Raw genomic sequence first — 23,003 nt, forward strand, 5'->3', positions numbered from 1 at the left:
TTGAGGATTTTGACGTAACAGATTCCCTGGGTTGCATAGAGTTTGAACTACAGCCCTCCATTACGGATACCAAAGATGTTTTGTGGATCTGTGGCCTCCTTTACTCCTCTCATTAACTTCATACCGGCAGGAGACAACACATCTTTCATGAAATCTCGACGAATTTTACCAATGCCATGGTGGTGAGAAATGGAACCACCGTTGTCAAGAATCACCTGACGTAAGGAATGTTCAATCTGCCAACAAACGTCCTCGGGGTGTTCCACACCCTTAGTATAAATTCCAAAAATGAAATAAAGACAAACACCTGTGTGATAAACCTGAGTAACCCGATGGGCTAAATAGGGCTTACCGGGTAAATTAAAGGCCTGGTGCTGCTCATCTAGCTTGGTTTGGACGCGATCGCAAATCAGTTGAATTTTATCCCAGGCAACCGTGGTTTCAAAGGTTTCACCAATAATGTGATACGAGGATAGAAAATCCCTTACATAGGCAATGGCAAAGGTAAACATATATCCCTGTTCACCATACTTAGACCCCGTCGCCAATCCCTTCAATTGCTTTGCCGTAGCATAAATATTGCGTTCCTGGTGGTCTACCTCCTGGGCCGAGCCCTCCATCACCACGGTGGCCACAACCATTTGGGTAGGGTTAAACTTAAGCACCTTAAATAAATACAGCTGCTTTAGCCAAATCATCCAAGTTTCAACAACACCAGAGTTTTGAGGTTTTAAAGAAAAGCCTAGCCGAAACTGTTTATTATCCATAAGGCGTAAACTAGCTGGCACTAAGCCGCTATGGGCAATGCGCTTCATAAACTCCACCCCTAAGGTGAAATTTGGAAACATGAAAGAGGCATATTTTGTGACCTCAGGCAGTGGATGAATTTTGATAACAGCCTTGGTAATCAGGCCTAGATTCCCCTCACTACCAAATGGTAACTGTTGCACTGGTATCCCCATGGAAGCACGGGAAACAGACTCCATCTGTTCCACTACTCCTGCTGGGGTTACCAGGGTAACCTTCTCCACAATCTGTTCGATATTGCCATAGCGGTTTTTCTTCATGCCACTGGCATTGGTGGCAATCCAACCACCTAAAGTGGAAAGTTCTAAGCTATCGGGAGCATGGCCACATATAAGGCCAGACGCCCTCAGCTGATTCTCCAAATCTTTGCCCGTGATACCCGCCTGCACACAGGCCTTTAAATTCACTGGGTCAATCCATTCGATCCGACTCATCCGCTTCATATCGACGGAAACGATCATTCGGGTTTCTGATGGAGGAAGCTGCAGGGCACAGGTCACATTAGTACCCCCACCAAACGGCACCAAACAGACATCATGCTCCACTGCCAACTGCACCAGAGTTTGGGCATCTTTCTCTGACTCGCAGTAGAAGACCATATCAACAGTGCGCGTTAATTGGCCATACAGAACTTTGTAAACTTCTGTTGTTGTCGTTTGACCGTGGCTGTGGAGCAAGCGGTCATGGTCTTCAAAGGCATATTGACTTGAGGGAAATGAAGCCTCTATTGCTGCACAAAAAGCTTTGTTACGATGGACGGTCCCAACAACCTTTTCAGAGACTTCGGTTAACGGTGTTTTTTCATCGATAGTGATTCCCAGTTCAGCTTCTAGAAAGGGAATAAAACCAGGCATTTTAACCCCAGTGAGACCATAGCGCTCACCAGTCATCATCACCGACCGATCATCATTGACAACTAAGGTCGTATCTTTAAAGCCCCACTGATGGCCCCATAGCTGAGAATCGCCCTTGTACTCTAATGGACTTTGGTGATGATCTGCCATGATAATTTCTGATGCTTTTTATTACTGAGCGCTTTCAATGTCAGGCAATGAATATTGCGTTACTTTTGGGGATTGATCAGCCTTTTTATAATTGTTGCACCTGATCAACAAGGTAGAAGTATATTTGACGCTTTTTTTAAGTTTATTTTGACGAATGGAGGTTCCATTGAACATTTCTACAGACAATTACTAAAGATTCTTATCGAATCATCAAATATCGTCCACGATTGAAGAAACGGTAGTAGGGTTCATTGGCGGCCTCTAACAGCTCGCGATCGCCTTGGCCATCACCATAGGCATAGATGTAATATTGCTGTAAATCCCCTAGCAACCGCTCTAAGCGTTTAACTTTCTCAGGGCCATAGCAATTTTCTCCTGATAATTTGCCTGTCACACTGCCACCCTGATGTTCTAATCGAGTAGCCAACAGATGATCAATGGGCAGTATTTTCATCCAGGGTTGTAAATAAATCTCCAGGGTAGCGCTGACTAAAATGATCTGATGTCCCTGGCGTTGATGCCAATGTAACCGTTCTAACGCGTCAGGATCGACCAGCTTAGGTAAGTAATGGTGAGCATAGTCAGCCGCCGCTGTTTTTAAACGTTCAATGGACCAACCTTTGTAAAATTCGGTCAAAAGTATTTCTTTGATAGTTTGATTAGAACAACGCTTCATTCCATAACTGAGTACTGCTGAACTATGGCGCATAAGGCCAATCACCAGTCGTCTCCAGCCATGGGTCCAGCGCAAAAAGGGCACAAAACTATCTTGAGTTGTCAGAGTCCCATCAAAATCGAAAATAGCAATCTTAGGCTTATCCCCCATCATTGTCTCCCATGTTATAAAGTCATTTGGTGCTCCAGGTCTTCTATCGATTTTTTTACCTGATTGACAATAGCCTGGTAAAGCTGACGTTTTGTTAAGGTGCCAACCTTATCTCGGTAAGAGATAAGGTCAATAGGAGGGCCAAAACAGACTTGAATGGGATATTGCTGAGGAAATAATTGCCCTTTGGGCAAAGCTTTATAAGAGCCCTGAATATAGACTGGGACAATAGGAACGCCTAATTTCAATGCCATCATCCCGAATCCCAACTTTAAATCCTGTAATTGGCCTGTTAAAGAGCGTCCTCCTTCTGGAAAGATTAAGAGAATTTTCCCATGGTAGATTGCCCGTTCACACTCTCGAAAACTTTGGAGTGAGCCGCTGCAGCGATCCACTGGAATCATATTCAAGACATGCCGACAGAACCAACCTTTCAAGGGATGATCAAAGAAATAATCCTTAGCGGCCAGGCTATGTACCTTATACATATGACAACCATGGGCCGCAATAATGGCAGGTCCATCAAGGTGACTAGCATGGTTTGCAACTAATAAATATGGAGAATCTTTCGGTAAGTGTTCTGCACCTTCACAGGTAAGTTTAAAGTAATTGAAATAAATTAAACAGCCCCAAATCCAAATTTGATCTTGGAGCATTCTTTTTAGAATGTGCATGCTTATAATTAAAAATTAAGCGGTTTTGTTTGTCCATTGTGTCCAATTATTCGTGAAGTGACCCAGTATTAAACAAAAGCCTTCCTCCCTAGGTTAAGCTGAGCAAAATACGAGATATGAGTCACTAATTATCTTGAACTACCTCACAAGCCCATGTGTTTTTCTGCTACTGCTAGTTTCACTGCTGCTACTCTTCTAATACCCGCTGGTTTATATGCCTGTAAGCTGGCCATAGATATAGATCTCAGGTATCTGCCTGGAGCCCTTATCCCTTGCATATTTGGTATTCAGCAAGGGTTTGAAGGCATTGAGTGGTTAGCCATCCACGGAAACCAAGCAGACACTGTTCATCTAGCCGCTCTTGGCTATCTCGTTTTTTCCCATGGATTCTGGCCAATTTGGTTCCCGTTGACAGTGTTTGCAATAGTGCAACGACCTTGGGCTAAAAAACTACTATTAGTTGTAACACTGTTGGGTGCTTTATTTGGTATGTCTCTGTATGTCCCTTTGCTGTTATCTCCTGATATGTTTTCAGTAACAGTCATTCAAGGCTCTATCCATTATCAGACCACACTAATCTATGATCAGTTTTTTCCTCGCAATGTGTCGCGGCTAATATACTTGCTCATTGTTGCAGGGCCATTTTGGTTCTGTGATCTTACCGAAATTAGAGGTTCAAGTGGGGTCATTGCTCTAGCACTATTAGTCACCTACTGGTTTTACAACTACGCATTCATATCGGTATGGTGCTTTTTTGCTGCAATTTTATCCATTAATATTATCTTTATGCTACGTTCCATCGCTTCCAAAAAATTGCTTAAAGAAAAGTATTAACTTAACTGTTTGAGATGTTTACTTTTCCACTCGATCCACAAACCTCTGAATTATCCTGTGGTTTTCTCAAAGGCACCTCCACTGTGACAGCTAAGTATTTGGCAAGTTTGTGAATTGAGGAGTGGCGGGATGCCAAAGTCTCAGAAAGCGAAATTCCTAGCGCGGTTTGAATATGGTTCTTGACCTCCATAGCTGTTAAGGAATCCATCCCCAGTTCAATAAAATCAAGGTGGGGATTGGGGATATTAGAAGGGGCTAACCGGAGAATATACGCTACAACTTCTTGGAGGTAGGTTTCTAGAACTTTAGATCGATCACCGATTTCAACTTGCATTAACTGTTGCCAAATCTTTGCTTGCAATAGTGTCAGAGGATCTTGACTAATGATAGGCCTAAAGGGAGTTTCCACCTGATCCACAGAGTCAGTATCAATCCAGTATCGTTCTCGCTGGAAAGGATAGGTTGGTAACCTTAATTTTTTACAGAGTTGGCCATTATGGAACTGAAACCAGTCAATGGAGACTCCTTGAGCATAAAGTTGAGCGAGATTTTCCTGTAGCTGTCGCCAATCTTGATACTGTGCCTTAGAGATTCCATGCCTACCACTGCGTAAACTCGACAACCAAAGATAGTCCTCCGATAAACATTGCTGGCCCAGTCGGGTTAATAACGGCTTGGCTCCCATTTCTAGAAAAATGGTACAGCCCTGCTTGCATAGCGCTTGCATTCCTGCCATAAACTGAACTGGCTGACAGAGATGATTGGCCCAATAAGCAGGCGTTGTGATCTCGTCGCCAGCAATTTTCCCACTAATACCAGAAATCATCGGAATACTGGGTGAAGCATAGTTGATCTCTGCTGTAACCGACTCTAATTCTTGTTGCAACGGTGCCATCACCTGAGAATATAGGGCATATTCTGTCGATGACAGCTGGGTCAAGAGCCCATTATCTTCCAATGTTTGGCAGACGGCCTGAAGTGCTTGCTTGTCACCAGCAATAACCCACTGGCTCGGCGCATTATGTGCTGCAATACTTATATTTGAGGCATGGGTTGAGATTGCAGCTTCAACCTGTTCCTGGTTTCCTATCACCACCGCCATTCCACCGTCAGACTCGACTGACTGCAATAGCATTTGTCGAGCCACCAACAGACGCAGCCCCTCTTCCAAACTAAATACCCCAGCTACACAGGCCGCAACGTATTCCCCTAGCCCATGCCCGATTAAAAAGTCTGGCTGCACTCCCCAGGAGACCCAAAGTTGAGCCAGGCTATATTCTAGAGCAAACACCGCCACATCAGACAGCGAAGCGAACTGATCTTGAGCAGATTGAGGATAAAGAATATCGATTAAGGATGCACCTAAATCAGCTTGCAAAAATTCATGGCACCGATTCACTGTTTGTCGAAACAGTGGCTGGCTTTCATACAACTGCTGCCCCACCCCCAGGTAAGCAGACTGTTCCCCCGGAAACAGAAAGGCAACGCTAGGGGGAATATCATCATCCCCTAACGTTGCTCTGGCATATCCGTTTGTAGATTTTTCGGAAGGTATTTCAACGGAATCATCATTCAGCTTCTCAGCTATGTCCTCCAGGGTATCCCCAACAACTGCCAAACGATGATGAAAATGACTCCGCCCGGTATTAGCTGTAAAACAAAGATCTGCCAAGTCTACATCTGGGTTCTGCTGAATATAGACCTGATATCGTTGCCGTAACTGATCAAGTGCCCCATCACTTTTCGCCGATAATGTCAGCAGATGCATCGAATGACTTTGTTGCAGATCCTGACTTCCGACTTCCGATTTCCGACGTCCGACTTCCTCTAAAACCACATGGGCATTTGTCCCCCCAAATCCAAACCCACTTACTCCGGCTAGGGCTGGATAGTCACTTTCTGGCCAGGGAGATAATGTCTGCTGTACTTTAAGCGGAATCCGCTCAAAGCGAATATAAGGATTCGGCTTTTGAAAGTGCAAACTTGCTGGGATTTTTTGATGTTTAAGGGCTAACGCCACCTTGATCAAACTAGCCATGCCAGCAGCAGCTTCCAAGTGACCCAAATTGGTCTTGACTGAACCAAGGGCACAGTCTTTCCCTGCTTCGCGATCCTGGGAAAGAATCTTGGCCAATGCTTTTGCTTCAATCACATCTCCCAACTGAGTGCCAATGCCATGGGTTTCCACATACTGTACCCTCCCTGGAGAGACCTTCGCATCCTGGTAAGCGGCTTGTAATACGGCCTCCTGGGCCGCAGGATTTGGAGCCATCAGACCGTTACTCTGGCCATCTTGATTGATGGCACTGCCTCGGATGACGGCATAAATGGAATCGTTATTTGCGATCGCACTCGACAAGGGCTTTAAAACCACCACCCCCACTCCCTCACCGCGCACATAGCCATCAGCTCGCGCATCAAAGGCCTTACAACGACCATCGGCAGCCATAACCTTAGATTGACTAAAGGCCAGGGTCATCTCCGGGCGCAAAATCAAATTAACCCCAGCCGCCAAGGCCAAATCACAGTCTCCATACTGCAAACTCCGACAGGCTTGATGGACTGCCACCAACGAGGAAGAACAGGCCGTATCTAAGGCTAAACTAGGGCCATGCCAATCGAGATAGTAGGAAAGACGATTGGCGGCAATAGAAAAGGCAATCCCTGTGTTGTAGTAGGCATCAACCTGGCGATACTGGCAGATTAAGTATGAGTAATCTCCACTACTGATCCCGACAAACACTCCCCCCTGGCTACCCATGGTCTGCTCAGGCGAGATTCCCGCATCTTCTAAGGCTTCCCAACTGACTTCAAGCAATAGCCGCTGTTGGGGGTCCATAGTAATGGCTTCGCGAGGAGAAATTTCAAAAAACTGGCAGTCAAAGTCTTCCACATGGTCTAAAAAACCGCCTAAACAGGAAACCTCTGTACTGGATGAGTCGGAATCTAGCGCATGGAGTGACGGCATATACCAGGCTCGCTTGGAGGGAATGGGTGAAATCGCATCCTCTCCATCACATAGCAACTTCCAGTAAGCATCAGCATCATTAACGCCTGGAAAACGACAACCAATACCAATAATTGCAATAGGTTCTTTCATAAAAGACTATAAGAAAAGGCTCCCTCAATACCTAATGCTAATCTTGTTCCTCCAACAACTTATGTAAATGTTGAGCCAGACTACTGATAGTCTTATGCTCCCAAAATATTGTGGGATCCAATTCTAGATGAAGCCTGGCTTCCAAATTCGCTGTCACATTAACCGCCGTAACAGAATCTAAACCATAGCGAAGTATCTTGTGACGAGGATTAATTTTTTCTGGGTTAATCGCTAGCGCTTGAGCCAGGTTATTGATCAAATACTCTGCAATTCCTGCCTCACTCAAATCAGCCTTAGCGGTTTGTTCAGTAACTATCTGAGCTGCTTTGTCCTCTGCATCAGCCGAACGGCTATCTATCGTGGCAAACCATTGCCCCACAACATTCAGGCTTTCCTCCAGGTATTGCCTGCGGCAAACAGAACGCTTGAGTTTTCCACTTGCTGTCTTGGGAATACTGCCTGTCTTCAGGAACAAAATGCCATGGACTTCAAGTTCATGCTGCTCTACAAAAGTGTCAAGGATAGAATCCACCAGCATATTCGCATCAAAATCCTTTAAGTGGTGACGTTCTATCTCCTGGGCCAGGATCAATCGCTCTACCCCTTCAACATCAACCGAAAAAGCAATCCCACTGTGGGGACGCAAAACAGGTGATATCCGCTCCAGTGTCAATTCCAGATCCTCCGGATGATAGTTACGACCACGCAGGATAATTAAGTCCTTGAGTCGCCCCGTGACAAAAAGTTCACCCTCCGCAATAAACCCTAAATCACCAGTACGCATAAATGGCCCTTCACCGGTATCTGCAAGATATGTCTGAAACGTTTTACTAGTTTGCTGAAAACGTTGCCAATACCCCTGAGCCACACTAGCCCCGGAGAGCCAAATTTCACCTACAGTATTTTCTGGCTGAGTTCTAGATGAATCAGGATCAACAATAACAATATTTTGACTCTGGTCACTGTAGCCACAGCTCACTAGCCAGGACGCTTTCGGGTGATCGGGCTTAGCATCTACAGCCTGCCCCTGAACTAAAGCCTCGCGTTCAAACCACTTAGTTTTCAAAGGAGCCCCATCAAAGCGCCCCGAAGCCAGCAGGGTTCCTTCTGCTAACCCATAACAGGGAGAAAACGCATCTTGACGGAACCCAAAGGGTGAAAACTTAGCCGTGAAATGCTGTATGGTTTCAGCTCGAATGGGTTCAGCTGCACTAACGGCCATTGACCAATGGGACAGATCCAAATTTTCAGCCGCTAACTGTTCTGGTCGAATCTTCTGTGCGCAAAGCTTATAGGCAAAATCTGGGCCACCGCTGATGGTGGCCTTATAGTGCGAAATCGCCTTCAACCAGCGAATTGGCTTTTGTAAAAAGCTGACTGGCGGCATCAGCACTGCCGAACAGCCTGTATAAAGGGGCTGGAGTAGGCCGCCAATTAAACCCATATCATGGTACGGGGGTAACCAGCTCACAACACAAGTATCAGAGGTAAAGTGAAAACACCTTTGAATCAGCTCTGAATTATGGATGAGATTCCCATGGGAAACCATTACCCCCTTGGGCTTACTCGTAGACCCAGAGGTATATTGTAAAAATGCAAGGCTATCAGGAGTTAAATCAGGATCCTGCCAGTTTAAGTTGTCTGCATTTTGCAGAGCGTCAGTAGCAATGCATGTTAGTGGCGATGAATATACCTCCTGTTCTAACTGTTTGCGGCTATTGCTCAGCAACGCTGTTGTTGTGAGTGCAAATTTAGCCTCAGCATCAGCAGCAATCGATTGGAATGAAGACGACCGCTGATTGGATTTAGGGGGATAGACTGGAACTGCAACAATACCTGCATAAAGACAACCTAAAAAACTCGCAATCAAGTCCAATCCAGGCGGATAAATTAAGAGGGCACGCTCTCCAACAGCTGAGATTTTATGCAGGTGAGTAGCAATGCCTCTGGCTCGTTGCTCCAATTCTTGATAGGACCAGGAAGTGGCTACTTCGCACTCGCCATCAACAAGAAAGGTATAGGCAATCTGATGAGATTGATGATGGGCTCTCCAAGTCAACAAATCCAAAAGAGTACACTGATCATCTAACGTAGGCGTTTTGGGAACTGACGTGCGTGGTCTAACAGACAGGCTCATGATTCTCCTAAATCGGCTTAATTTCTTTAAATGGGGCCTTGCAAGTCTGTTGCTCTAGCTTAGCAGCAGCCACTAGTCTTAACTTTGACTGGAACTGATTCCTGAGTAGGTTGATAATCTGACAAACCCGAGACCAGAGAATTAACAATTTTTTGGTCAAAACCAATTCTCTCTAAGGCTTCAATATAACGACGAACAATTTCTTTCGCTGCCAGACCACTTTCAAATCCCATATCTCCAGCATTAAATGTGCCACAAACCACACCCAGCTCTCCACACAAGGAGGTACATCCTTCACGAACAACAGTTAAGATTTCAGGCATGACTCTGTGATGAGCCCAAATCAATGCATCGTGAGCTTCATCTGAATCTTGTTGAAGTAATTGCTTCAATCGAGATATACCAATTTCAAAATGTTCTAGCTCATCGTTGAGAATACTTTCTGATACTCTAGCAGTCTCTCCGTCAACCGTCGTTGTTTTACCAATTCCAGCTAGCCCCAGATACGTAGTGATAGCTAAAATCTCAATCATAACGTCTTGAATGATGTAGCATACAGCTAGATTTTTTTTCGCTAGCGCTGCGTCAAAGTGCTTTCGAATGGTAAACCATTCTGGTTCTACAATTTTTTCAACCACTGGTAAATTCAAACGTTTTGCCAGTTTCACTAAGTTCCTGACATGCTTAGATTCAGCATAAGCTTGATGAACAGCCTCCATCTTCTCATCTGTATCGTCCAGTAGAGCAACCAAACGACAATAGTTCTCAGTGGCCGTAATCTCCCCAGCGATTAAAGTTGATATTAGAAATGCCAATAAATCTTGATATTGTTTATTGTATTCCTTCAAAGTAGAAGGTTTAACCGACTTCGTCTGAACTTCAGCAACCATAATTCTTCTCTCCTAGTTTTACCTAACTTGTCAGCAACAATATTCGTAATTTAAGCAGAGCTAATCGTAAATAACATCTAATCGTTCATAAAATGTGACCCTTAGTAAAGGTGTGAAAATGTGAAAAGATTAACTTGCATTGAAAATTAGTGTTTGAATGAATTTCAATCAGATAATGGCAAATAACATTTTTGCTCAGGACAATAGAGATTTAGCTTTCCCATTTGCCAGAATAAATGCCAGCTAAATTCTGATTCTCGCATATACTCTCCCCAATTTCTCTTGAGACTTGTATGAGCCATTCTCAAATGATAGTGAGGAATTGCAGTGGAAATATGGTGAGGGATGTGAATGTTGATGTCATGACAAAGAAACTCAACCCAACGGGGATATCGACAATGTACTGTTCCATATAGCTGAGCTTCTGCATTATTCCATTCTTCTCCTACTCGCCATGGAATATCTACCGCACTATGATGCACACGAGTGAATGTGGAAAGCCAGAAGTGGAAAACTAACCAAGGTAACAACCAAAACTTGCCCATAGCCCAAATCCCACCCAAATAGTAGAGCCAAGCCAAGGCAACTACAGCAAAGAGATAAACGAGCACTGAGGAGAGTCGCACTTTGGAACACTCTTCTGTAGACAAGGTAGAACGCTTGAGATTCAACTCATACCACCAGTTTTGAATTGAGGCTAACCACCAGAACCATTCCCGCCAAAATTGGTAAGTCAATCGCCCTTTAAGGGACATTGACTTCCAAACCTCAGGTCGGAGAGGATACCAAGCTATATCAGCTCGTCGATGGATAACATCTTGAAGTTGTCGCCAGCGCTCCCCCCCAATTTATTAGTAAAACGATGGTGGGTATTGTGTTGAATGCGCCAGTTATTAAAGGGATAGAGCAGAGGTAGCATTAACAAGTGTCCTAAACACTCATTCACCCATTTTCTTTTAGCAAAAGAGTAGTGGCCACACTCATGTCCTAAAATAAAGAAACCCGTCAAAGCAGTCCCGGTAAATATCCATAATGGAGGACAGAGGTACCAGGGGGCAAAAAATAATCCCACAGTGCCTAAGGCAACAGCCAATACACTAACAAAAACAGAAGTCCAGGCTTTGAGTGGTTGCTGGAGAAAACAGTCTTGAGGCAAACTTTTAAGTAACTCTTTAGTCGTAAAAGCTCGTTGTTGGACAGGGAGGGAAAAAGCTGAGTTTGGCACCGTCATTTCAATTTACCTCTCTTATACCTTCTGAGGCATCTTCTTTTGGCTTAACATTGCCTTTGTTGGCATCTTAACATCCCGCGCCAGCCCTAGTTTCTCTAGCACACGGATGAAATATCCACCCAAATCAACTTGCCACCATTCCAAACCAAAAATTGCTGAACTTGGAAAGGCATGGTGATTATTGTGCCAGGTTTCCCCTCCAGTGGGGATTGCTAACCAAAATATATTGTGACTATGGTCATCTGTCTCAAAGGATCGTTGACCATAAACGTGGGAGAGGGAATTTACACTACCCGTTAAGTGTTGGGTAATAAATATTCGAAAAACTCCCCCCCAGAGAAATCCTTGTACAGCACCCTGCCAGGTTAAATTCAACACCCCTCCTAAAATAGCGGGAAGCAATAGTCCCAGGGACACCCAAACATGGTAATAACGACTTAGTTTAGCCAGTGTTTGGTCCTTCATCAGTTCAGGTGCATAATAGGCTGGATTAGCATATTCATAATCCATAAGCCATTGCACTTGGGCATGCCATAAGCCCTTTACCCGGTTAATCAGCCCCTTTCCATGGTGGTTGGGTGAATGAGGGTCTTCCGGTGCATCACTGCACTCATGGTGACGGCGATGCATCACCACCCAAGACACAACAGGACCTTGAGCCACCATCGAGCCAATAATAATAAAGAGAACCTGCATCACTCGATTCGTCTTGAAGGAGCGATGGGTAAAGTAACGATGAAATCCAACCGTGATCCCCATACTAGTTACACCACACATCAATAGCGTAATGCCTAACTCTATGGGACCAAACGTTAACCAACTGAGAGAGATAAACGCTAAGATAGTCCCTACAAATGGACCGATTGTGTACAACAAAAAATGATTTCGCTGAATCCGGTTTATGTAGGCACTCGATATTGTCTTGCGTTTTTGATAAGGTCTGACCTTAGCTTGAGGTGAGACTTGAGGATGGAATGAATCCATTCGTATTTCGCCTGCTTCTAATGAAATGAGAATGAGATCTATATCTAAATTACTGTGTGATTAATACCACATGATTAGGATTATAAGATTGAAATACTCTTAGAAATACTGAGAAACAAAAATTTTCTCAAATATTAATTGCCAATTCCAAAGTTTTTTAAGCAGAAGAGTCAAATACAGACCCCTCTTATTATTGCCATAGCTACGTAAGCCATAGAATATCATTAGTCAACACAACAGAAGCTAAAAGCTAGTCACCTTAGCGATTCTGTTCCTTTCCTTCTATTCGGATTTTTGTTATCTAACAACCTGATACGGGAATCTAAGGCCCAATTACATTGCACTCGATAACCATGATTGGTGTGACGTTTCAGCAAATCATTAATCAGACCAACTTCACACCACAAAATCTGGCACTCCAAACTTTGCCTACAATTTTCTTTAAAATATAGTCAATGCCTTGCTTAGAAACATTTTTGGCAGTCAACGTTTGCTCAAAATCTAGCACAGCTCCTATCATAGTTCGATCATAAACCATTCGATCGTCCACTCGAACGTCTCCAAATCCAGCCTGTTCCAGCCCCTTGATATAGTCATTCTCAGTAATTGCTCCGGCCACACAAGCAAAATACATGTCGAGATCTGCGCGCATCCACTGAGGCAGCTGTTCAACAATCATGTCAGAGACTGAAAATTGCCCACCCGGTTTCAGCACCCGCACCATTTCCTGGAATACCTTATTTTTTTCAGGAGACAGATTGATGACACAATTAGACACAATCCAATCCACTGAATTATTTTTTAAGGGTAGGTCCTCGATATATCCTTGTAAAACCTGGATATTTTTATAAGGGCTTTTGTCAATGTTGGTTTGAGCTAGACGCAGCATTGCATCAGTCATATCAACCCCAATCACCTGACCCTCGTGACCAACTTTTTCCGCTAACAACAGTAAGTCCAACCCAGCTCCTGAACCTAAATCCAGCACTGTCTGTCCAGGCTCTATAGCGCTAAAAGCCACTGGATTACCACAACCAAAAGAACTCCCGGCAGCTCCTTGATGACTTTCTGTTGACTGCTCATCCCTATATCCAGACACTTTTGTCAGCGCTTCATGATTGACAGAAAATGATAGCTGTTCTGATGATGTGTCAGAATCTGAGGTATCAGAATTAGCAGTCTCCTTATTTAGGGCTTGCGTATACGCTTCCGCAACTTTCTGACGAATATCATCTACCATTGTTATCTACTTGTAGGATAGTCACTATTGCACTGGACAAATTCTATATGTTCGGTGTGACATTGCACCGAGCTAGCTATAGCAGATTCTGATGGGATAAACACATTTTAGCGACGCACAGGAATTGGGAGTAGGGCGTATTGAATGGAATGTATTCAAACTGAGCTGTCAGATTTTCTGGATTTGAGTTTTTTCTGGATTTCGGTGCGTAGGGCTATGGCTTGGACGTGGTTGGATTCTAATTTTAGAACATGGTTAATGTACTTGAGGTTGGAAATACTCTAGAGCTTTATCATAATAGTTTATCTCATAGAGGAGATTGCCAAGATAATTGGCCAAATTACGAGACTCGCCGATGGGATATCGAGGATGCCCTAGTCAAAGTAGGCCTGGAGTAATGGATACTTGCGCTAGAAGTTCAGGTTGCGATCGCTAAAGTCAGTTAGTATATATTTGGTGGGAATAGTCTTTAGCGGCGATCGCCTAAAGAAGTCAAAGAATTTTTTTAGAAAATGATAGGCAAAGCGACCCGAGCCTGCTCCGAGCTCAATGATGTAAATAGGCTGAGCAGGTATTCTAGGCGTTTTGTTGTTACTCAGGTTTGAACCGTACCAATCTTGTAGGAAACCATAAACAACTTTTCCATAGGCATTGGCAATGAAGGGATTACTGGTAATGTAGTGGGGGACAGTACCTTGATTTCACGCTTTAACTCCCTGTTGTTCAAAGAACTGACGCTGGATTTTCCAAAGATTTGGTTGAGAAAGGCGATGACTTTGGTTGGAAGGGATTGCAGGGTAAGGGTGGGGAGATCTTAAAATATCATCAGATGATGTCTCATCAGGTGAGCCAATAGGATTAGGCTGATGGGGTGGATGGCGATTTCGCTTGCCATTAGCCATTAGCTGAATTGGCGAGACAGGAACAACTTTATCAAAAAGGATCCTCATACCGTTTAAGCGTGTGTGGCCCTGGACATTACTGGTAGATGCAGCAATGTCCAGGGTATAGTCATTGGATAGGTCAGGTCTAAAAGACATAATAATAGCTGATTAGAAAAGCACCCATTAAGCTCGACTTACAACAAGTACTTCTACAGGAATCATATTCGCGACTTCCGTATCGACATTTGCATCCTTAAGATTATGCTTTCCTCCCCAGGTCCAAACGGTATCTGCATCAGGCATAAATACCCAGTGCATTAGCAAGTTGTCATCCAGAAATCTTTGGATTTTATCACGATCAAAAATCTTCTGATTGCGCTGATTAGGATCTTCTTTTTGAAAAGAATCTTTGTCATAGATGCCAACTATACGTGGCCATGCAGGCTGATTCCAAGAGATTTTCTGATCTTGGAAACCACTTAATTTACCTAATGTAGGGTTTTGAGAAAGCGCACGTAGAGTAAAGCTATTGTGCTCATTATTTATTTTTTGTTCCACCAGATCTATGACTTTCTTTACAGATTCGCTCATCAATTGCTGTAAAGGAAGTTTGTCTTTCTTGCGTTTATAAAGTATATCCAAATCACTGTAAGGCGTGACTCTGATTCCTAGCCTTTCACACAGTACAGAGAGGGCTCTAGGCGTTAATGCTAGATCTCCTTTCTTGTATCCTGAATCTGATACTTCTTGAGGTTGCAGGCTATGGAGTTTTTTATTCTTCTGGTCTATTTTAATGCCTTCAAACAAATTGTTAAAGTCTTTTACTTTTTCCCATAGTTGCGATTTATGTTGTCGAAGATGATCCTTAAAGAAAATCATCAAACCGACAATCAGCGTGTAGTCAGTTGGATACCCAGGCACTGTCTCTTTTGAATCATCATCGTAATAATGGGCCATTCGTTTTTCTATTCGATTTTGTACAATGCCCTTACCTCCTCGATCTTTATTTAAGTTGGCTTTGACTGACATCCCTTTATAATCAGTGCCATGGTAAATTGCGTCGAGTAACTCGATCAATATCTGCTCCTTACCTTGTGTTCCATTCTGCCGATTAGCAAAATAAAGCATGGCCATCAAGGCAGAGGCCATGCCACAGTTCCCCTCTTGATTCTGATTCAGTAGCCATGGCTTATCTCTAAGATTTTCTAACCTTTCATAGCTATTTAATTTTATTTCTACACTAAGACCTAGCTTAAGAGCATCCTGCCAATCATTTACATTTTGAGCAATGCTGTAGTTAGACAAGGAGCCTGACCAGCCTGCGTAATCATCCCCTTGTTGTTGCTGTAATTTTTGTTGTTGAAGTGCTGTTTGAAGTTCTAGTAGGCGGTTCATAGTTGATCCTCTAGAGGGCTATTGTTTATCAATTAAGATCTAGAAGTATGTCTTTGAGTCAATTATCTGTTTTGTCCAACCATTACATGACGTTAAATTATAATTTCACTAGCTGTTTAAAGAACTGAATAAGCTTATGTATTTCCTAGGCAGGTGAGCTACTACAATGACTGAACCATCTGCTATGGAAAGAATAGGATGCGGCCATTTATATTTTCTCTATCTCTTTTGAGAACTTATATCTTCAAAAGTTCTCTTGTACCACTCAAGCTAAACTCTAACACAGATTTTTTGAGAGTTCTGTTACTAGCTCCCTTGTATTTATATGAAAATCTTATCTTTTAGCTTGATCTTGGATTCTGTACTGACCTGATGGATGCAGAAGATTTTAATGCCATGTTACATTGATGAAAACACAAGTCTTTCCGTCTCAGGATTACTTGAGATTGTTACAAAGTTCAAAAGATAGGCAATATTTCAAGAAATTGAAATATCTCTTGATACCTTGAAGTAACGACTGCTAGTCAGTTCTCATCAGATCTTTTCAATGTTCCAGTATTTGGCTGCTGATATCGTGCAGTCACATTATTCTGTCAATTATTACTCGGAGTTATCCATGAAAACTAACCTATCACAGGTAACATCAGCACTAATCTCCAATACGGACTTGGTGATTCAACCTAAACTGACAATTGGTGCCATCAATGACAAGTATGAGCAAGAAGCGGATCAAATCGCTGCCCATGTGATTCAACAACTTAACTCTCCTAACCCTGGAATAGCCGTGGTTTCTAGACCTACCCTGATCCCAGAGAGTGACAGAAGTATTGGCTTACCTACCAATCCAGAATTTCAAACATTGGTTTATCAAGCCTGTACAACGGATGGAGAGACTTTAGAAGTTTCATTGCAACAACAGCTAGAAACCATCATGGGAGCCAATTTTTGCAGGGTGCAACTACACCATGATTCACTATCTGATAGTTTGAATCGTGCCCTGGGATCAATCGCATTTACGATTGGAAATCACATCTTTTTTAGACAGGATGCTTACCAGCCAGAGACCCAAGCAGGGCAAGAATTACTTATCCATGAGCTCACTCACGTTATTCAACAAGGGGGCGGAAGCCATGACCAAGGTATCGGCTCGTCCTGGTATATACAACGGCATGTTACCTATGGCTTGGGAGCTGATGCTATTGGAGTAGAGATCACAGTTAACAAGAAATATACAGAAGCCAAACTAGTTGGCAAAAGTGGTGTGATCACCGATAAAGGCCCCAACAAAGACAAACGCTGGTTTGTCCGTCTCCATGGAGATGACAAAAACTACAGATTTAAATCAGAGGAACTGGATTACGCCAAGGTTGATGGTAAATCAGTAGAGGGTTTAGATGAAGCTCAATTTCCGTCAAAAAAATATCCAGGTTCAATTAATTGGTTTCGGGGGCGTCTGACCATCAACGATGAGGAGCTATATCTGGAAGATGAATCATCACCTGGCCGAACACCTCGCAATGTAGTGTGGATTTATAAGAATGATGATAAGGATGAATATCCCCATATTCTATGTGAGGAGTGGGCAGGTTGGATGGGTAAGGCGCACTATACCAGTGCAGAAGTTGTTATGAACGCTACGGATACTGAGGTCGATCATGTCAATGTACGGCGGGTGTGGTTTATATGGGATCAAAATGAAAGAAAATTTCTGCCGTTTCAAGTAGCTGGTGGCACTGGACATGATAACAATGTCGAAAGTAAAGACAGTACCTCTATCTTGCCAAATTTTGAGGCCGATAGTACAGATGTGAGGTTCATGTACGACGGTGGATGGAGAAGCCATAAGGTCGATAGATCGACAACACATCCAGCGATTCCAACTGCGGCTGATTTAAATGCAGGATGGGGACATGTTTAAGCAAGAAACTACCGGTTGTCCATACTCCCAATGGTCTTGCGATATGGAGATAAACTCAAGCTGAGGGACTAGCCGGAGGGTGTTAACGGACTGAAACCGTCAGCGCCTGGGGAACATTACATTCCCCAGGCGCTCGTGCAATTGATAGGCTACTTCGAAACTTAGCAATGCTCCAAAGCTGTGGCCGAAAGAGGCAAATGACTGATGACAATGGAGCTAGAGTACCTGCAACAAGGGTTTAATCAGGTCTGGTCACTGGGTTAATAGCGGCTCCTTGAAACGTTTTTCATGTCCGATGCTTTTACCGACGACGCTGGGATAACTGGGCCTTAGGAATTAGACGAATGGGAGACACAGGGACAGCTCTCTCAAAGAGAATGGTCATGCCATTGAGCAATACCGGAGTGTTGGAATCATCTTGTGAGTCCAGCCTGGGCTCACTAACATATTCATCGTCTAAATTATCGGTATCTAGAGCATAACCGTAGGTGTAGGGGGCGTAAGCCATGGTGAATGATCTGATAAAGGGGATAAAGGACTAAAACGGAGGTTGGCAAAGGTCAGGATAGTGGTAAAGCCGAGTCGTTACAGTTTAATTGTCGCTGTTATATTTTGTGCCAAGGCCTCATCCCAGGGCGATAACTTCCATGGGAACAGCATTAAGGATATCGGCCTCTATGGAATCACTCTCGTAAGTTTCATTAAAATCTACGCTATAGCCCCAGGACCAGGCTTGGTCTTTACTGGGCATGTAGAGCCAGTGTCGCAATAGGTTGTAGGGAATACACTGCTTCAATTGTTCTTTATTGAATTTTTCCTCGGTTCCATTAGTTTCAGTCTCTTGCTTGGTGTAAAAATCGGACTCTTCATAAACGCCGACAATGCAGGGCCATGGGAGGTTTGACCAACTAACTGGAGCACTAGAATCTGCTTTATCAGCTCGGACGAACTTATCTATATTGTTTTTGTAGCAGTTGAACAAAGTTATGCCGTTGCCACCACGACTAGATTCCTGCATAAACTTTTGGTGCATCGTATTGTACACCTTTTCCTTAAGAGGTGTTTTTTGTCGCTCAGTCGCACTAACGGTATTGTCGGTATAGTGTACTGCATCTATGGACAAATATTGGCACAATGCTAACATTCCCTCTAGGGTTAAACCAAAATCGCCCTTTTTTAGACCGTCCTTTGTTAAATCGAGGATACCCATGTCCTTTAAATGAAGCTTAGGCCATTCATTTTTAAGGATCTGATTAAATTTCTCTAGCTGTTGCCACAGATTAGTATTTCTCTTTTTGACATGATCTTTATAGAACAGCATTAAGCCGACAAGCAGCACATAGTCACCAGCAAAGGAGGCCACTTCTCCAATAGATGGGTGATGGAGAAGACGTTTTTCAATCCGATTTTGGATAATTGCCTTACCATTTCGCTCCTGGTTGGTATATCGGCTGGTGGCAATTAGGCTTTTATACTTGCTCTCAGACTTGAAGTCTTGTGACTGCGCTGCTGATAGCTCAGTTGATGTATAAATGGCATCAATTAATTCAAGCAGTATTGCCTGTAGATCTGCGTCTAATGATTGCCCACTGTTTGGGTCTATCGCCTTGAGGTGGAGCATGGCCATAATAACGGCGGCAAAGCCACAATTGCCTTCCTGATTTTGGTCCAATGCCCAGGGTGCCTTTGCTATCCGGGTAAGTCGTCTTTTGATGGATAGGGGTATATTGATGGTGATTTGATCCAGGGCTTCCCAGTTGTCGATGGTTTTGGCAAGGCTGTAGGTTGAGAATGCGGTGGGTGCGGGTGGCGGCGTTAGAATCCTGGGTGGTTCTGGTCTAGGTATGGGAGTAAGGGGCTTTAGTCTTGGTGTGAGTGGTCTTCGCTTTGCTGGTTTGCTGGTTAGGGCGTTTTGTAGTTTGAAGAGGCGATTCATGGGGAGAGATCCTTGCAGTATTTGAGGGTTAAGCAGGAAGAGAGATAAATATCATTTATTACTTGTTATTCTCTAGGGTCTGAGTATGGCGAAAAAAAATGTTGACTGATGATTGGACAAGTTAGCTTGGTTTCAGCTAATCACTCAGGAAATCAGTGAGTTACAGGAAAGTTGTAACGTACCTTAGTTCTGTTTTAGGGTCGGAGGTAAACTGGTATAACTATCTGGGGTACCAGGTTTTTGATTGCTACGTGTGCTTTATTGTTGTTTAACTTTGTATTCATGCCCCATGTCCAAACTGTTTCATGGTCTGGCATGTAAATCCAATGCTGCAATAAGTTGTATGGGATTAGGTTCTTGACCATTGCCGATTTATAGTGCTTGGTGGTGTCGAGTTTTCCGTCAGTTATGTGGTAAGGCGAATATACTCCAACATAACAGGGAAATTTGATTGACTGCCATTGAACCGGATCTGCCTTAGGGTGGGGTCTAACAGCAGCTAGATTCTTATCGTATATTTCCTTTAATGTTCTTTTATCATGGCCCTTTATTTCTTTTTGGATCTTGGCTTTGACTTTATTCTCATCGACTGGTTTAACTGGGGCCTGTATATTGGCGAATTCATAGTCTCGTAGTGGATATCCTGTGCCAATGTCCATTAAATCGCTCAGTAGGCGAAGAGCTCTGACAGTTAACGCTAAATCACCTGTCTTGGGGTCAGGGCCGGCACTTTTCTGCTGCATGTTCTTTAACTTCGTCTGGGGGCGTAATGTAAACCCATGGGCGGTATTAAAATCTTCCAGAGCTGACCACTCATGCGGTGCCGTAGCTTTCAAATGATCTTTGAAGAACAGAAGGACTGAAACAATGAGGGTATAGTCGCCAACATTTGAACTATTTTTGAGATCTATGATATTACTATTGTCGTCTTGCTTTCCATATTGGTCGAACCTCTTGTTAAGTCTATTCCAGATAATTGACTTACTAGCTGTGGCTGGGTTAGTTTTGCTAGTTGCTGTCATATGCTTGTATGTTGAACGCCACATAAGCTGTTGGGGGATTTGTTCAGATTTGTGGATTGCATAGATCAGCTTGTTTATCTCTTCCCTCCGTGCGTCTCGTTTCTCCGAGCTACTCTGCTTATTGACACTGACAAGGTGGAGTAACGCCATTATCGCTGATGTGATGCCACAATTGCCCTCGTCATTCTGATTTAATACTCCGGGATCGGTGATAATGGCATTTAAACGGTTTGCATAATCCACATTGTCTTTTTTCGCTGCATTTTCCACATCTGACCAGCTTTGGTATGCCTGTCCCATGCTGTAGGTGGCATGGTGATGTGACGGATGTGGTTGCATCGGAATTGACCGATACGGTCTAATTATTCTGTTTTCTTGTGTTTTCTGCTGGGATTGTACAGATACTGACTGTCTTGCATTGAGGGCTTGTTGAAGTGCTATTAACCGATTCATGGCTTCTTCTCGTTGTGGTTAGGTAATGGTGATCAATCGAAGTACTTTCTCTTCTTCTGCTCAAATGATCAGAGGTTTCACTCAGATAAAATCTATTTGATTTTCTGGTTGAACGACTTTCTCTATCCTCTCTTTGTTGTGCTCTAGATAAATCTCTTAGCAACGTCATACTAGCTACATGCCGCCAATATTTCGTCCATAATTATCTTCACAATGTTGATTAAAATCCATAGATATTGGGCATCATGTCATCCGAAGGTCGTGGTGCATCAAGCGAAAGGTGGTTTGATGATGCAGGAAAAAATCTTTAGCTAAGCAGTTTTTAACGGCTAGCGAAAGTTTCATGTGGTTGATCTTTTTCCTACACGTTTTCTATTACTTCATTGGACTCTCTAGTCTCAGTTTCTTGAGGCATTTCAGCTTCATGCTCTTGTTGTTCTTTTTCACTCATCTCAACTCTCCCCTCTGCCTCACTTAACGACTGCATCTGGGCTAGATCCGCTGCTAACGCTGCCTCATCTAATGTCAATGACGCACTGTGATCTGAGGATATTGGGCGGTTTCCAGTTCGTGCCTTATGGGGCTGATTTTGTTTCTCTGTTGTCTGTTGTAACTCCTGATCAAACTCATCAAACCGCTGTTCTAGGGAAATGGTGCCTAAGTTAAACGAGGTTGCATGGCTCATATTATGTCCCATGCGGTCAAACACATCATGGGCTCGTGACCCAGTCATATCTTCTTTAACCTCAACCGGTTGACTACGCACCGGTATTACCGGCGTATCATCCATTTGATTGTGGGGCATATGGGACGACATTTGATCAAACACATCGTGGGGATCAGCCACCGCTTCTCGGATGTCATCGGGTAATGCTGGGGTTGTCTCTGTTGATGCAGCTGTCGATAACTGGTGAGCATCTTTGTTGGCCTTAACCCTGTCACTGCGACCTTGGTCATAGGTTTTCTTGCCACTGAGAATCGCCTGAAGATCTGCAGCAAAGGCACGATCGCTCATCGCCTGGTCACTCTGAGCCTTTTCTGATGCCGTATCGAGATCGCTAAAGTCCAAATCCTCCGCCAACGTATCCTCGTCAAGATCAGCGACTGAAAATGACTGCCCAAATGACTGTCCAATAGTCCCTTGCTGATAACCTTGCTCGCCATCCTCTAAGTCAAAGGACTCGACTTCAAAGGCTGCAGTCCTTCTATTATCCTTCCACTTAAAGGTGGTGGCTGCATGGTCATCCTCGTCATAGTCGTCGTCCATGCCAAAGGTGCTGACCCTGTAGGCACCCTCATCGTCCTTATCCTCAAGCCACTCAAAGGTGGTGGCCACATGGTCATCCTCGTCATAACCGTCGTCCATGCTGAAGGCATTGGCTGCATGGTCATCCTCGCCATAATCTTCGTCCCCATAGGCAGCTGCATAGGCTGTGTTAGCTATGTAGGAATTACTCTCGCTGTTATAGGTCAGCTCAATGGGCTCATCCCAGTCAAAGGATTGTGCCTGAGTGTAAACCTGGTGCGACTGTTGTTTAGGTGGGCCATGGTATCGTTTTCTTCGATATTTTTTGGGTTTGTCAGAAGAGCTACAGAGGTTATGTTCTAACGTGAGGAGTCGATTTTTCATAGGAGGCAGAGGAAAGAAAAAAGTAACGAATTATAAGT

At 43.7% G+C, this 23,003-nt stretch carries 18 protein-coding genes; 2 read left to right on the forward strand and 16 right to left on the reverse strand.

Translation table 11 applies throughout. The annotated features are described in order from the left end of the window. Positions 1-47: 47 nt before the first annotated feature. From U2F10_RS34875 to U2F10_RS34885, 3 genes are all read right to left on the reverse strand, one after another. Positions 48-1,811 (reverse strand): FAD-binding oxidoreductase, encoded by a 1,764-nt coding sequence (locus U2F10_RS34875; RefSeq protein ID WP_499874757.1) that lies wholly within the window; start codon positions 1,809-1,811, stop codon positions 48-50. Positions 1,812-2,010: 199 nt separating this feature from the next. Beyond that, positions 2,011-2,637, reverse strand: coding sequence for an HAD family hydrolase (locus tag U2F10_RS34880; protein ID WP_499874759.1), 627 nt, complete (start codon positions 2,635-2,637; stop codon positions 2,011-2,013). Positions 2,638-2,651: 14 nt separating this feature from the next. Next, positions 2,652-3,293, reverse strand: a complete 642-nt coding sequence (locus tag U2F10_RS34885) for a lysophospholipid acyltransferase family protein (protein ID WP_499056816.1) — start codon at positions 3,291-3,293, stop codon at positions 2,652-2,654. 171 nt (positions 3,294-3,464) lie between these two features. Here U2F10_RS34885 and U2F10_RS34890 point away from each other — a divergent pair, with 171 nt between their 5' ends. Next, positions 3,465-4,145, forward strand: coding sequence for a DUF6629 family protein (locus tag U2F10_RS34890; protein WP_499056814.1), 681 nt, complete (start codon positions 3,465-3,467; stop codon positions 4,143-4,145). Position 4,146: 1 nt separating this feature from the next. Here the strand turns inward: U2F10_RS34890 and U2F10_RS34895 are convergent, their stop codons facing one another. From U2F10_RS34895 to U2F10_RS34935, 9 genes are all read right to left on the reverse strand, one after another. Beyond that, on the reverse strand, positions 4,147-7,245 hold the full coding sequence (locus U2F10_RS34895; protein ID WP_499874761.1) for a type I polyketide synthase: 3,099 nt from the start codon (positions 7,243-7,245) through the stop codon (positions 4,147-4,149). Positions 7,246-7,282: 37 nt separating this feature from the next. Further along, positions 7,283-9,382, reverse strand: a complete 2,100-nt coding sequence (locus tag U2F10_RS34900; protein ID WP_499874762.1) for an AMP-binding protein — start codon at positions 9,380-9,382, stop codon at positions 7,283-7,285. Positions 9,383-9,441: 59 nt separating this feature from the next. Further along, on the reverse strand, positions 9,442-10,272 hold the full coding sequence (locus tag U2F10_RS34905; RefSeq protein ID WP_499874763.1) for a long-chain fatty aldehyde decarbonylase: 831 nt from the start codon (positions 10,270-10,272) through the stop codon (positions 9,442-9,444). Between the two features lie 164 nt (positions 10,273-10,436). Then, positions 10,437-11,027, reverse strand: a complete 591-nt coding sequence (locus U2F10_RS34910) for a fatty acid desaturase (protein WP_499874764.1) — start codon at positions 11,025-11,027, stop codon at positions 10,437-10,439. Positions 11,028-11,062: 35 nt separating this feature from the next. Beyond that, the gene (locus U2F10_RS34915) at positions 11,063-11,503 is read right to left on the reverse strand and encodes a fatty acid desaturase (protein WP_499874765.1); all 441 of its coding nucleotides are present in this window, start codon (positions 11,501-11,503) and stop codon (positions 11,063-11,065) included. A 15-nt stretch (positions 11,504-11,518) separates the two neighbouring features. Next, complete coding sequence (locus U2F10_RS34920; protein ID WP_499874766.1) at positions 11,519-12,487, reverse strand: acyl-CoA desaturase; 969 nt, start codon at positions 12,485-12,487, stop codon at positions 11,519-11,521. A 385-nt stretch (positions 12,488-12,872) separates the two neighbouring features. Beyond that, entirely contained in the window at positions 12,873-13,727 is an 855-nt protein-coding gene (arsM, locus tag U2F10_RS34925) for an arsenite methyltransferase (protein ID WP_163701038.1), read from the reverse strand. A 701-nt stretch (positions 13,728-14,428) separates the two neighbouring features. Continuing rightward, positions 14,429-14,767 carry a hypothetical protein gene (locus U2F10_RS34930; RefSeq protein WP_499874767.1) on the reverse strand — a complete coding sequence of 113 codons (339 nt, stop codon included), beginning with the start codon at positions 14,765-14,767 and terminating at the stop codon, positions 14,429-14,431. A 27-nt stretch (positions 14,768-14,794) separates the two neighbouring features. Further along, entirely contained in the window at positions 14,795-16,006 is a 1,212-nt protein-coding gene (locus U2F10_RS34935) for a hypothetical protein (protein ID WP_499874768.1), read from the reverse strand. A gap of 616 nt (positions 16,007-16,622) precedes the next feature. Between U2F10_RS34935 and U2F10_RS34940 the strand changes: the two genes are divergently transcribed. Next, entirely contained in the window at positions 16,623-17,924 is a 1,302-nt protein-coding gene (locus U2F10_RS34940; protein WP_163701048.1) for an eCIS core domain-containing protein, read from the forward strand. A gap of 301 nt (positions 17,925-18,225) precedes the next feature. On the opposite strand, the gene U2F10_RS34945 is transcribed toward U2F10_RS34940, so the two are convergent. From U2F10_RS34945 to U2F10_RS34960, 4 genes are all read right to left on the reverse strand, one after another. Beyond that, complete coding sequence (locus U2F10_RS34945) at positions 18,226-18,432, reverse strand: hypothetical protein (RefSeq protein WP_163701050.1); 207 nt, start codon at positions 18,430-18,432, stop codon at positions 18,226-18,228. Positions 18,433-18,549: 117 nt separating this feature from the next. Further along, entirely contained in the window at positions 18,550-19,860 is a 1,311-nt protein-coding gene (locus tag U2F10_RS34950; RefSeq protein WP_499874769.1) for a hypothetical protein, read from the reverse strand. A 194-nt stretch (positions 19,861-20,054) separates the two neighbouring features. Continuing rightward, complete coding sequence (locus U2F10_RS34955; protein WP_163701056.1) at positions 20,055-21,335, reverse strand: hypothetical protein; 1,281 nt, start codon at positions 21,333-21,335, stop codon at positions 20,055-20,057. Positions 21,336-21,696: 361 nt separating this feature from the next. Further along, positions 21,697-22,965 carry a hypothetical protein gene (locus U2F10_RS34960; RefSeq protein WP_499874770.1) on the reverse strand — a complete coding sequence of 423 codons (1,269 nt, stop codon included), beginning with the start codon at positions 22,963-22,965 and terminating at the stop codon, positions 21,697-21,699. Between the last annotated feature and the right edge of the window lie 38 nt (positions 22,966-23,003).

The organism is Leptothoe sp. EHU-05/26/07-4 (genome assembly GCF_043421015.1).
Classification (GTDB): domain Bacteria; phylum Cyanobacteriota; class Cyanobacteriia; order Phormidesmidales; family Phormidesmidaceae; genus Leptothoe; species Leptothoe turfae.

Bases quoted from the DNA above. Each gene is read 5' to 3' on its own strand.
- U2F10_RS34935 (WP_499874768.1), bottom strand. From the start codon at position 16,006: ATGAACCGCCTACTAGAACTTCAAACAGCACTTCAACAACAAAAATTA.
- U2F10_RS34890 (WP_499056814.1), top strand. From the start codon at position 3,465: ATGTGTTTTTCTGCTACTGCTAGTTTCACTGCTGCTACTCTTCTAATA.
- U2F10_RS34895 (WP_499874761.1), bottom strand. From the start codon at position 7,245: ATGAAAGAACCTATTGCAATTATTGGTATTGGTTGTCGTTTTCCAGGC.
- U2F10_RS34940 (WP_163701048.1), top strand. From the start codon at position 16,623: ATGAAAACTAACCTATCACAGGTAACATCAGCACTAATCTCCAATACG.
- U2F10_RS34885 (WP_499056816.1), bottom strand. From the start codon at position 3,293: ATGCTCCAAGATCAAATTTGGATTTGGGGCTGTTTAATTTATTTCAAT.
- arsM (WP_163701038.1), bottom strand. From the start codon at position 13,727: ATGGTAGATGATATTCGTCAGAAAGTTGCGGAAGCGTATACGCAAGCC.
- U2F10_RS34920 (WP_499874766.1), bottom strand. From the start codon at position 12,487: ATGGATTCATTCCATCCTCAAGTCTCACCTCAAGCTAAGGTCAGACCT.
- U2F10_RS34905 (WP_499874763.1), bottom strand. From the start codon at position 10,272: ATGGTTGCTGAAGTTCAGACGAAGTCGGTTAAACCTTCTACTTTGAAG.
- U2F10_RS34880 (WP_499874759.1), bottom strand. From the start codon at position 2,637: ATGGGGGATAAGCCTAAGATTGCTATTTTCGATTTTGATGGGACTCTG.
- U2F10_RS34900 (WP_499874762.1), bottom strand. From the start codon at position 9,382: ATGAGCCTGTCTGTTAGACCACGCACGTCAGTTCCCAAAACGCCTACG.
- U2F10_RS34950 (WP_499874769.1), bottom strand. From the start codon at position 19,860: ATGAATCGCCTCTTCAAACTACAAAACGCCCTAACCAGCAAACCAGCA.
- U2F10_RS34930 (WP_499874767.1), bottom strand. From the start codon at position 14,767: ATGTCTTTTAGACCTGACCTATCCAATGACTATACCCTGGACATTGCT.
- U2F10_RS34945 (WP_163701050.1), bottom strand. From the start codon at position 18,432: ATGGCTTACGCCCCCTACACCTACGGTTATGCTCTAGATACCGATAAT.
- U2F10_RS34875 (WP_499874757.1), bottom strand. From the start codon at position 1,811: ATGGCAGATCATCACCAAAGTCCATTAGAGTACAAGGGCGATTCTCAG.
- U2F10_RS34960 (WP_499874770.1), bottom strand. From the start codon at position 22,965: ATGAAAAATCGACTCCTCACGTTAGAACATAACCTCTGTAGCTCTTCT.
- U2F10_RS34915 (WP_499874765.1), bottom strand. From the start codon at position 11,503: ATGACGGTGCCAAACTCAGCTTTTTCCCTCCCTGTCCAACAACGAGCT.
- U2F10_RS34910 (WP_499874764.1), bottom strand. From the start codon at position 11,027: ATGTCCCTTAAAGGGCGATTGACTTACCAATTTTGGCGGGAATGGTTC.
- U2F10_RS34955 (WP_163701056.1), bottom strand. From the start codon at position 21,335: ATGAATCGGTTAATAGCACTTCAACAAGCCCTCAATGCAAGACAGTCA.